Source organism: [Clostridium] polysaccharolyticum (assembly GCF_900111595.1).
GTDB classification, from domain to species: Bacteria; Bacillota; Clostridia; order Lachnospirales; family Lachnospiraceae; genus Clostridium_AI; species Clostridium_AI polysaccharolyticum.
The window spans coordinates 1-11,996 of the sequence record NZ_FOHN01000023.1 but is presented as its reverse complement, the minus strand read 5'-3'; the positions used below and the strand labels follow the sequence as shown (position 1 = coordinate 11,996).

The 11,996-nt window shown below is 37.2% G+C and carries 8 protein-coding genes; 7 read left to right on the top strand and 1 reads right to left on the bottom strand.

The window, feature by feature from the left end:
• Window positions 1-31: 31 nt before the first annotated feature.
• On the bottom strand, window positions 32-1,594 hold the full coding sequence (locus tag BMY85_RS12225) for a response regulator transcription factor (protein ID WP_092478588.1): 1,563 nt from the start codon (window positions 1,592-1,594) through the stop codon (window positions 32-34).
• Between the two features lie 143 nt (window positions 1,595-1,737).
• Between BMY85_RS12225 and BMY85_RS12220 the strand changes: the two genes are divergently transcribed.
• The 7 genes from BMY85_RS12220 to BMY85_RS12190 form a co-directional block, all read left to right on the top strand.
• The gene (locus BMY85_RS12220; protein ID WP_143066383.1) at window positions 1,738-2,463 is read left to right on the top strand and encodes a hypothetical protein; all 726 of its coding nucleotides are present in this window, start codon (window positions 1,738-1,740) and stop codon (window positions 2,461-2,463) included.
• Between the two features lie 305 nt (window positions 2,464-2,768).
• Window positions 2,769-5,114 (top strand): alpha-xylosidase, encoded by a 2,346-nt coding sequence (gene yicI, locus BMY85_RS12215; RefSeq protein ID WP_092478560.1) that lies wholly within the window; start codon window positions 2,769-2,771, stop codon window positions 5,112-5,114.
• Between the two features lie 32 nt (window positions 5,115-5,146).
• Window positions 5,147-7,297 carry a beta-glucosidase gene (locus BMY85_RS12210; RefSeq protein WP_092478559.1) on the top strand — a complete coding sequence of 717 codons (2,151 nt, stop codon included), beginning with the start codon at window positions 5,147-5,149 and terminating at the stop codon, window positions 7,295-7,297.
• 17 nt (window positions 7,298-7,314) lie between these two features.
• Window positions 7,315-8,796: a xylulokinase gene (gene xylB / locus BMY85_RS12205; RefSeq protein WP_092478558.1), complete on the top strand. Its 1,482-nt coding sequence runs from the start codon at window positions 7,315-7,317 to the stop codon at window positions 8,794-8,796.
• 39 nt (window positions 8,797-8,835) lie between these two features.
• Entirely contained in the window at window positions 8,836-9,480 is a 645-nt protein-coding gene (locus BMY85_RS12200; RefSeq protein WP_092478557.1) for a DUF4867 family protein, read from the top strand.
• A gap of 54 nt (window positions 9,481-9,534) precedes the next feature.
• The gene (locus BMY85_RS12195; RefSeq protein ID WP_092478556.1) at window positions 9,535-11,010 is read left to right on the top strand and encodes an L-fucose/L-arabinose isomerase family protein; all 1,476 of its coding nucleotides are present in this window, start codon (window positions 9,535-9,537) and stop codon (window positions 11,008-11,010) included.
• A gap of 377 nt (window positions 11,011-11,387) precedes the next feature.
• Window positions 11,388-11,996 (top strand): hypothetical protein (locus tag BMY85_RS12190; protein WP_177180777.1); only part of this gene is annotated, 609 nt, incomplete at its 3' end.

The following is an 11,996-nucleotide window of genomic DNA, read 5'->3' as shown; positions in this document are numbered from 1 at the left end:
AACGTGGAAGGCACTTTATTTTAAATATATACTATGTATTGGAAAAATTCCTTGCTTTTTTCCTATATTCAGCAGGACTCATATTCATATATTTCTTAAATTTCATATGGAAATAATCCACATTCTGATAACCAACCCGAGCTGCAACTTCATAAACTTTTAAGGTTTCATGTTCTAGAAGTTCTTTGGATTTTTCAATGCGGATACTGTCTACATAAGAGTTAAAATTCATGCCCATTTTCTTGTTAAAAATTTTTCCAAGATAGGAACTGTTATAGCCAAACAAAGGGGCAATGGTTTCTAGCTTCATATTATTCATATAATTGTGCTTTATATAGTGGATGATATTATCAATAATATTTTCATGAGAAGTATCTCCAATAGAACGGATAATCATTTCGCACTGTGCCTGGAACAAATCTATAATTTCATATAAGTAATATTTTTTATTAAATTCTTCAATGATCGTACCATTAGGAAGAAAAGGAATATCAGACTTATTATACAGATGATACACTTTTTCTTTTACCATTAAATAAAGATCGATCATAAACTGTTTAATTCTCAAAGGAGTATTATTGGAACGGTATAATTTTTTAAACAAGGTGGATAACACTTCATTTACCTGATGTTTATGGAATGCCTGAATGTAATTTACAAGCTTATCGCTGTACTCCTGTAATAGTTTTTCACTTAATTCAAATTGTCCATTAGGCAAGTCTAACAGTTCTTCATATCCTAAAGTATGCTGTTTGTGTTCGCAAAAGAAACGTCGTTCCATAAGATGGCAGGCATCTTCGTAGGAAAGATAAATATCTGTAAGTTCCGATACACTTCGTCCATAGGCAATAAAGATACTGTCCAAAGGAGAACCTTCTTGAGGTTTTAGTACCTGATGGTATCTGGATAAAAAATCCTGAAAACGTAAAATAGCATAATCACCTTTTAACAAGATAATCTGTTTTTCTTCTAAATCTATGAAATCAAAAGAGTTATTGTTTTTATTGGTGACTCGAAGCAAATCAGAAAAACTGTAGGAAACAGCATCCTGACTGTGACTGTATTTTTCATAAATAAGTACCTGATAGATATGGGCAGTCATATTAAGATCCGTTAAATTGTAATTGGTTTCCTTGAAACTTCGATGGAACAGGTCTTTTAAAATGTTTTCTTTTGCCTTTTCCAGATAGTTTTCCATAATTTCTTTCTGGCGCTGCTCAGATTCTAACTGCTTTGCCATTTCACTTACAATGGACTCTAGTTCTTCTTCTTCAATAGGTTTCGTTAAATAATACTGAACACCATATGCAATCGCTTCTTTTGCATAATTAAAATCGGAAAAACCACTTAAGATAATTACTTTACCTTGATAGCCCTGTTTTCTAGCTTCGCAGACAACCTCCAGGCCAGATAATTTAGGCATGCGAATGTCAAGCAGTACTAAATCCGGTGATTTTGATAAAATTTCATTAAGAGCTTCTGCACCATTAGAGGCTTCTCCCATAATAGAAAATCCGAAACTGTTCCAGTCAATAATGTATTTTAATCCTTGACGAATAATGGATTCATCATCGGCTATTAATATCGTATACATAGTATCCTCCGCCTTTATAGAATGAATCTGAACGGCCACTATTTTGGCCTAAAAAACTTATCAAAATTATACCTCCTAGGAAGAAACGTGTCAAATAAAGGGAAACATAGTTCAGTCATTTTCCTTTGTTTTTTAAGGCAAATATGTTAGAATTAGACCATATTGATAAAAGAGAGGTAGTTGACATGGGAGACTTTGAAAAGCTAGAAAAAGACGGGGCTGTTATGGTTTTAGATAAGCTGGAATTAATAGAACACTGGAACAATCCAGTGATGGTGTTAATGCCTAGTAAAGAAGAGTATTTTATAGATGGGGATTTAGAAATCTGTTTATCAGCAGATAGTTTTGCAAAATGCATTCATGAGATACCGGGAGAACAGAAGCTTCTTTACAGTGAAATTCCCATGGTGGTAGCCATACGCATTGTATGTAAGAATGAATGTAAGGGAATGCGAATACATGGATTTGAAGAAGGAGAGGTATACCTGACGAAAGAAGAACTGTCAACCCTTGAAGAGACTGCAGATCTGATACATCTGTTTCAGGCTTTAAAAGTGAAGCAGATTACGAAAAAGAGAGTTTGCCAGCTATTGCAGAACAGAATGTTTTATATGTTAGGTGAAATGCCAACAGCCGCTACTCAGGATGAAGATATTTTTCATATGGATATTGTATTGGTAAAGGGAGAAGAGTATCAGGCAGTAAAACTTTATACTACCAAAGAGCGGGCTGAAAAATATAATGTAAGGAATTTTAACATACATGGATATACCTTTAAAGAATTAGGTAATATGTTTCGAAAAAATTATGGGTTAATGATAGAAGCGGAGCAGGGATTTGCAACGGTATTTGGTCCAGAGGAAATTTAAAAATGAAATAGATGGCTACGGGGAAAAAGCATTACACTTTTTGCCCGTTTATTACGTATGGGAAATTCTTCTGTATAGCTAGAGTTGTTAAAATTTGAGGAATGGGGACACTGTTTTGGAATGAATCAAAAACATATATAATTTCCCCCCATATTTACTAGGATAATTAGAGTGTTTTTGTGATAAAATTAATGGTATTATCTTTTTACGAATTATCTTATAATTTAAATAGAGATGCTGTCCATAAACATGGTCAAGTACAGAAGGAAGAAATTATAATCATAAGATAATGGAGGAGCAGGAGTATGAAATTTAGTAATGGATGCTGGTTACAAAGAGAAGGAATTGAGTGTTTATCACCTGCAGAAGTGTATTTTACAAAGGTAACAGAAAAAGAGGTAAGAATATGTGCACCTACTCATAAAATAGCAAATCGTGGATGTACATTAGGCGGTGCAAATTTGACCATTGTGGTTACTGCACCAATGAAAGAAGTGCTTCGTGTTCAGACGTTTCATTATATGGGCGTACAGGAAAAAACACCTGTATTTGAACTGAATATATCGGAAGATGCAATTCTTGAAGCAGAAGAAAATGAAGAAAAAATTGCAATATATAGTGGAACACTTCGCCTGGAAATAAAAAAAGAAGACTGCTCCATGACTTATTACAGAGGTGATGAAAAAATTACCTCCAGTGGTTATCGTGATTTAGCATATATGAGAACAGACTGGAAAGGCGATGCTTACGAGCATGGAAGTGAAGGACATGCGTATATGCGTGAACAGCTTTCCTTGTCAGTAGGAGAGCTGATTTATGGAATGGGAGAGAGATTTACTCCATTTGTGAAAAATGGACAGAGTGTTGATATCTGGAATGAAGACGGAGGAACATCAACAGAACAGTCCTACAAAAACATTCCATTTTACATATCCAATAAAGGATATGGTGTGTTTGTAAATCATCCAGAACGAGTATCCTTTGAAATTGCAAGCGAAAAGGTAACCAAGGCAGGATTTAGCGTACCAGGAGAAAGTTTGGATTTCTTTTTATTAAATGGTCCAGCTATGAAAGAAGTATTGATGCGCTATACCGATTTAACAGGAAAGCCATCTTTGCCAGCACCTTGGACTTTTGGTTTATGGCTGTCTACATCTTTTACAACCAGCTATGATGAAGAAACTGTTAATACCTTTGTAGATGGTATGTTAGAAAGGGATATTCCGTTGGCAGTATTTCATTTTGACTGTTTCTGGATGAAAGAATTTAACTGGTGTGATTTTACTTGGGATGAACGAGTATTTCCAGATCCAGAAGGAATGTTGAAAAGACTAAAAGCAAAAGGGGTAAAAATCTGTGTATGGATTAATTCCTATGTGGGGCAGGAATCTTCTATGTTTCAGGAAGGCGTAGAAAACGGATACTTCCTAAAAAGGACCAATGGTGATGTATGGCAGTGGGATATGTGGCAGCCGGGCTTGGCCATTGTAGATTTTACAAACCCAGAAGCTAGGGACTGGTATACAAAAAAATTAGAAAAATTAATGGATATGGGAGTTGACTGCTTTAAAACAGACTTTGGGGAAAGAATTCCAACGGACTGCGTATATTACGACGGTTCGGATCCAGTGAAAATGCACAACTACTATACCTATTTATTTAATAAAACTGTATATGATTTAATCGCAAGAAAGAAAGGCAAAGAAGAAGCTGTCTTATTTGCCCGTTCAGCAACAGCAGGAGGACAGAAGTTCCCAGTTCATTGGGGTGGAGACTGCTGGTCTGATTACGAATCTATGGAAGAAAGCCTTCGAGGCGGTCTATCTCTTACAATGTCAGGCTTCGGTTACTGGAGCCATGATATTGGAGGTTTTGAAAATACTTCTACACCAGATGTATACAAACGCTGGTGTGCATTTGGACTGTTATCTTCTCATTCCAGGTTACATGGAAGCACATCTTACCGTGTGCCTTGGGCTTATGACGAAGAAGCAGTAGATGTAGTAAGATATTTTACTAAGCTAAAAGCAAGATTAATGCCATATCTGTATCGCAATGCCATTGAAACATCAGAAACAGGTGTTCCAATGATGCGAAGCATGGTGTTAGAATTTACAAAGGATAAAAACTGTGCTTACTTAGATAAACAGTATATGTTTGGAGATTCCCTGCTGGTTGCACCTGTTTTCAACGAAGAAAGCATAGGAGAATATTATTTGCCAGAAGGGACATGGACGAACTTCTTAACAGGAGAAGAAAGAGAAGGCGGAAAATGGTATAGTGAAAAACACAGCTATTTAAGCATTCCTCTTTATGCAAGAGAAGGAAGCATTGTTGCAACAGGTGCTAAGGAAAACGGGCCTGTTTATGATTATGCAGATGAAGTAACTTATCAGATATTCAGATTGGCACAAAAGAAAGAAAAAACATGTGCAGTTTATAACAAAGACAGAAAAATTGAAAGTACATTATCCATTCAGAAAGAGGACAATATGTACAGATTAAAAGTGATAAGTGAAAAACCATGCAGAATATCTTTAGTAAATGTGGATAACGTATCTCAAATAAATGGCGGGACATTTGTAATAGAAGGAAAGAATACTATTATTACGCCAGAATTAAATAAAGAGATAACCGTTATGTTAGCGTAAAAATAGAAAGTAAGGATGGAAGGAGTTAAGGAATGGAGACAGAAACATGGATACAAGACATTGTAAAACAGATGACATTGGATGAAAAAATTGCAATGATTCATGGGGCGGGCTTATTCCGGACTGGAAGTGTAGAAAGGCTAGGAATCCCTTCGCTTGTGATGACGGATGGTCCTATCGGCGTCAGGGCTGAATTTGAAGATAAACGATGGATTCCAAATGGAATGACTTCGGATTATGCTTCTTACTTTCCAAGTGGAAGTGCTCTTGCAGCAACTTTCAATACGGAACTTGCCAGATTAAATGGAAAAGTTCTTGGAGAAGAAGCAAGAGGCAGGGGGAAAGACGTTTTACTAGCACCAAGCATTAATATAAAACGGACACCTTTATGTGGTCGTAATTTTGAATATATGAGCGAAGATCCCAAAGTAATAGAAGAAATGTGTGTTCCGTTTATACAGGGAATACAAGAGAATGATGTTGCAGCATGTGTAAAACACTTAGCAGCCAATTCTCAGGAGAATGACCGTATGGCGGTGGATACCATTGTGGATGAAAGAACCTTAAATGAACTGTATTTTAAAGGATTTTATGCAGCTGTCAAAGAAGGAAATTCCTATTGCCTGATGGGGGCTTACAATAAATTAAATGGAGAATACTGCTGTACCAGCAGGCAATTGTTAAATCAGGTAGTAAGAGAAAAATGGAATTATGATGGAACCATTATTTCGGACTGGGGCGGTGTTCATGGCACTGTAGAAGCGGCAGAATCTAGTCTGGACATTGAAATGGATATTCATAGTGATTTTGATGAACATTATATGGCAAATCCTTTAAAAGAAAAGATAGAAAATGGAGAACTTTCCGAAGGACTTGTAGACAAGAAAGTAAGTAACATCCTTCGTCTTATGAAACGCCTTAATATGATTGGTGAAGATAAAGGAAAACGAAAATCAGGTACATACAGTACAGTAGAACATCATCAGGCGGCATTAGATATTGCAAGAGAATCCATTGTGCTTTTGAAAAATGAAGATAGCCGGCTGCCAATACGAAAAGAAGGGCTTCGGCGAATTGCCGTTATAGGAGAAAACGGAATCCGTATTCATTCTAACAAAGGTGGCAGTTCCGAGTTAAAAGCTTTATACGAAACACCTCCTCTTCTTGGAATAAAGAAAATATTAGGCGGAAATGTTACGGTAGAATATGCCAAAGGGTATGAAGTTGCAGATAATTTAAAAGCTGTTTACGAGGATGAAGAAAGCTGGCAGGCAAGCAGTACCCAAGAAGTAGACATTTCTAAAATACGAGTAAAAACAGATAACAAAGAACGAGAAAGACTGTTAAAAGAAGCAGTAGAACTTGCTAAAACGGTAGATGAAGTTATTTTTATCGGCGGGTTAAACCATGCATATGATTTAGAGGGAATTGATCGGCTAAATATGGTTTTGCCATATGGGCAGGATCGAGTTATTGAGGAAGTTTTAAAAGTAAATCCAAATACGGTTGTTGTAATGTGTGCAGGTTCGCCAGTGGAAATGCCATGGCAGGACAAAGCAAAAGCAATTGTATTCCAGTATTATGCTGGGATGGAAGGGGGAACAGCTTTGGCTGAAATTCTGTTTGGAGATACAAATCCATCAGGGAAACTGCCAGAGACATTTCCATATCATGCAACGGATTGTTTGCCAGTTCAGTTAGGAGAAATGGGAAAACCAGGAAAGGTAACTTTTAAAGAAAAATTAAAGGTAGGGTACCGGCAATATGACACCGATAAAACAGAGGTAGCATTTTGTTTTGGACATGGGCTTTCCTATACACAGTTTCAGTATTCAGATTTAAAAGCGTATGTATCTCCATCTAAGGAGGAGATATGCGTCAAAGTTTCTTTTACAGTAACAAATACAGGAGACAGAGCGGGGAAAGAAATTGCCCAGCTTTATGTTAGTGATGTGGAATCCAGTGAGTGGAGGCCTGTCCATGAGTTAAAGGCATTTCGTAAGATTTACTTAAAGCCAAAGGAACAAAAGCAGGTAGAAATTAAATTAGGGAAAGATGCATTTTCATACTATGCACAAAAGCAAAAGCAATTTATAATAGAAGAAGGGTCTTTTGTCATTGAGGTAGGAGCATCTTCCAGAGATATCAGGGAACGTGCAACAATTACCTTAGGGGCATTTTAGTCGAAAGGAGAAACAGAATGTATTATATTGGAATTGACTTAGGAACAAGTGCAGTTAAACTCTTGCTAATGAATGAAATGGGTGGCATTGAAGCTGTCGTGTCAAAAGAATATCCTTTATTTTTCCCAGAGCCAGGATGGTCTGAACAGAATCCGGAAGACTGGTATTCACAAAGCATGGAAGGCTTAAAAGAACTGACTTCTGGAATTGATAAATCTCAGATTGGAGGAATCAGTTTTGGTGGCCAGATGCACGGTCTTGTTGTGCTGGATAAGGAAGATAAAGTAATTCGTCCGGCAATTCTGTGGAATGATGGAAGAACTTATAAAGAATGTGACTATCTGAATAATGAAATAGGAAAAGACAAATTAAGTACATATACAGCCAATATTGCATTTACTGGTTTTACGGCACCAAAGCTTCTTTGGATGAAAGCCAATGAACCAGAAAAGTTTGCACGAATAGAAAAGATTATGCTGCCAAAAGATTACCTTGCATATAAACTTACAGGAGTTCATTGTACAGACGTATCAGATGCATCTGGCATGCTTTTATTTGATGTAAAGAACCGCTGCTGGTCCAAAGAAATGTGTGAAATCTGTGGGGTTTCCATGGATCAGTTAGCTGATATTTATGAAAGCTATGAATCGGTTGGAGAACTTCTGCCGGAAGTTGCAGAGGAATTAGGATTCCCTAAAACCGTGAAAGTTGCTGCTGGTGCAGGAGATAATGCCGCAGCCGCAGTTGGAACTGGTACAGTAGGAGATGGAAACTGCAATATTTCATTAGGAACAAGTGGAACCGTATTTATTGCATCTAAGAGCTTTGGAGTAGACAAATTCAACGCACTGCATTCTTTCGCCCATGCAGATGGAAGCTATCATTTAATGGGATGCATGTTAAGTGCGGCTTCCTGTAATAAATGGTGGATGGAAGATATTTTACAGACAAAAGCATTTTCGAAAGAACAGCAGGATATAGAAACTCTTGGTGAAAATCATGTGTTCTTTCTGCCATATCTTATGGGAGAACGTTCTCCACATAACGATCCAGATGCAAGAGGAACATTTATAGGAATGTCTATGGATACTAAGAGAAGCGATATGACACAAGCTGTTTTAGAAGGGGTTGCATTTGCACTTCGTGATTCCCTGGAAGTTGCAAAATCCTTAGGAATTCAGATTGAACGTACCAAGATTTGTGGCGGTGGTGCAAAGAGTCCATTATGGAAAAAAATTATAGCCAATGTATTGAATATAAAAGTTGATGTAATCGAAAGTGAAGAAGGACCAGCACTTGGTGGTGCTATGTTAGCGGCCGTTGCCTGTGGCGAATTCAAAAATGTAGAAGAAGCGGCACAGAAAATTGTGAAAGTAGTGGATACGATTGAACCAGAACCAGAATTAGCAGCAAAATATGAAAAGAAATATCAGGTATTTAAAGAGATCTATCCACAATGCAAGTCCATTTTCAAGTTACTGAGTGTTTCAAACCGATAAAAATAAATGTTGTATAAACATGTAGAAAGGAAGACAGATATGAAGGTATATCAAGTTACATCCGAACAATTTAAAAAATATGGACGTGTGCTAAACCTGAACACAGACGCCTTAGTAGAAACAATGATGAAGGAAACTCCATTGCCAAGTGGTGTGGATTACCAGCCATCTATCTCTTCATTAGAAAGTTTAGAGATAGCAAAACAGCTTCAGACAGAAATTTATGGTGAAATGCCAATTCAGGTGGGTTACTGCAACGGACATAATGTATTACTAAATGCCCTTGAGTATCATAGAAGTTCAGAAATTAACATTGGTGCAACAGATGCCATTTTAATGGTCGGATGCCAGCAAGATGTGACAGAAGAATTTACTTATGATACAAGCAAAGTAGAAGCATTTTTCCTGCCAAAGGGAACAGCAGTAGAAGTTTATGCAACCACACTTCATTATGCACCATGCAATGCATCAGAAGATGGATTTAAAGTGTGCATTGTCCTGCCAAAAGGAACAAACGAAGAATTAACAGATACTCATAAAAAATCTGTAAAAGAAGATGGTGAAGATGCTTTAATTACAGCAAAAAATAAATGGCTTATCGGGCATGCACAAGGCGGACTTCCAGAAGGAAGCCACATTGGTTTAATTGGTGAAAATCTCTCCTGTGCAACATATGAGCTGTAGAGATTCATTGTATAAATATAAAGTGAGACTATGTATAAGAAAGGAAGTAATATCATGAATAATATGCCGAAAGAAAAAATAGCAATTGTATCCGTTAGCAGAGACTGTTTTCCAATGAGTTTATCTGTAAACCGCAGAAAAGCAGTTGTTGCATCATACAAAGAAAAATATGGTGACATTTATGAATGTCCTGTTTGTATTGAAAATGAAGTAGATATGCGCAAAGCATTAGACGATATAAAAAATGCAGGCTGTAATGCACTTGTTGTTTATCTTGGAAACTTTGGTCCAGAGACACCAGAAACATTGTTAGTAAAAGAATTTGATGGTCCTTGCATGGTAATTGCAGCAGCAGAAGAAACAAAAGACAACTTAATTGATGGTCGTGGAGATGCTTACTGTGGCGTATTAAATGCAAGCTATAACTTAAAACTTAGAAATTTAAAAGCATACATACCGGAATATCCAGTTGGAACAGCAAGTGAATGTGCAGATATGATTCATGACTTTGAACCAATTGCACGTACAATTGTTGGCTTAAGAAATATGAAGGTTATTTCTTTTGGTCCTCGTCCACAAGACTTCCTTGCTTGTAATGCACCAATTAAACAGCTTTACAACCTTGGAGTAGAAATCGAAGAAAATTCAGAATTAGATTTATTTGAAGCATTTAACAAACACGAAGGGGATCCTCGTATCGCTGACGTAGTAAAAGATATGGAAGCAGAATTAGGAGCTGGGAACAAGAAACCAGAAATCCTTACAAAACTTGCTCAGTACGAATTAACATTACTTGACTGGATCGAAGCACACAAAGGCAGCCGTGAATTCGTATGTATTGCAGGCAAGTGCTGGCCAGCATTCCAGACACAGTTCGGATGCGTACCTTGCTATGTAAACAGCCGTTTAACAAAAATGGGTATTCCAGTATCTTGTGAAGTAGATATCTACGGAGCATTAAGCGAATTCATTGGAACCGTAATCAGCAAAGATACGGTTACATTACTTGATATCAACAACACAGTACCAGCGGATTTATACGAAGAAGATATCAAAGGCAAATTCGATTATACATTAAAAGATACCTTTATGGGATTCCACTGTGGAAACACAGCAACAGATAAACTTTCTTTCTGTGAAATGAAATTCCAGAGAATCATGGCAAGAACACTTCCAGAAGAAGTAACACAAGGTACTTTGGAAGGAGATATTGCTCCAGGAGAAGTTACGGTTTACCGTTTACAGTCAACATCCGACGCAAAAATCCGTGCTTACATTGCACAAGGTGAAGTTCTTCCAGTTGCAACACGTTCTTTCGGTGCAATCGGCGTATTCGCAATTAAAGAAATGGGAAGATTCTACCGTCACGTATTAGTAGAAAAGAATTACCCACATCACTGTGCAGTAGCATTTGGCCATTATGGCAAAACAATGTACGAAGTATTTAAATACCTTGGAGTACCAGTTGATGAAATTGATTACAATCAGCCAGCAGGCGTGAGATACAAAACAGAAAATCCTTTCTGTTAGTAAATGAAGGGCATGCATTCCTAAGAAATTAGGAGTGCATGCCCTTTTTGGTGAAATATTGCTATATTTACAGTGAAAGTAATAAAATGAAAAAATAAAATAAACAAAAATGTCAAAAACTCGTTCTAAATGCAATTCTTATGCCTAAAAGACAAACTGTTATAACAGAAATGTCAAAAATCCGTTAAAAATGAAAAAACACAGTGTATGTTAATCATTTCCGAGAGCATTCGCCAGTCTTGCCTCTCCACTGATAAGGATATCATGTATTTTAATTTTCCAAAGTTGCAAGTTGACATAATAAACCAAAACAATCTATAATTAGCAGGAAAATGAATGGATTAGGTTGCTTCTTTTGCAACGGAAAGGATACCTTTATGAAAATACAGAAAACTTTGGCGGCTGTTATGGCTTTCTCCACAATGCTATCTAGCATTCCTATGTCTGTACGGGCAGATGAAACCGTCAGTTTCCCTCCAGAAGAATCGGAATACTGCCAGCAGGACGAACCCATTATCACGATCAATGGCTGTGGATACACTGCCCAGCAGTTTGTGGAGAGAGTCCTTGCATATACCATTGTGCCAGATCCCATTGCCACAATGGAAACAGAAGATGGAACCGAGATTGAATTTGAATACAATGAAGAGAGACAGAGAACGGAAAAAATCGTAGGACAGGAAATCACTACGTATCAGTATGACGAGTTTTCCAATCTGGTATCGGAAGTGCTGCCAGACAAAAAGCAGATTACATATTCCTATACGGCAAAGGGCAGTGAAACCAGTGCCTACAGCATATCCTATTGCAATGCTACCTACAAATACTGTATTCAAAATGGCATTATCACAGGACTGGTTGACAGGAACAACAAGACAATCTGCACGTATGACTATGACAAAAACGGAACAACCAGGCATATCTATGAGATCAGAGGAAAAAAGAAAATAGAGCATAAGGACAACTCTGGAGATAAGTTTGTGGGC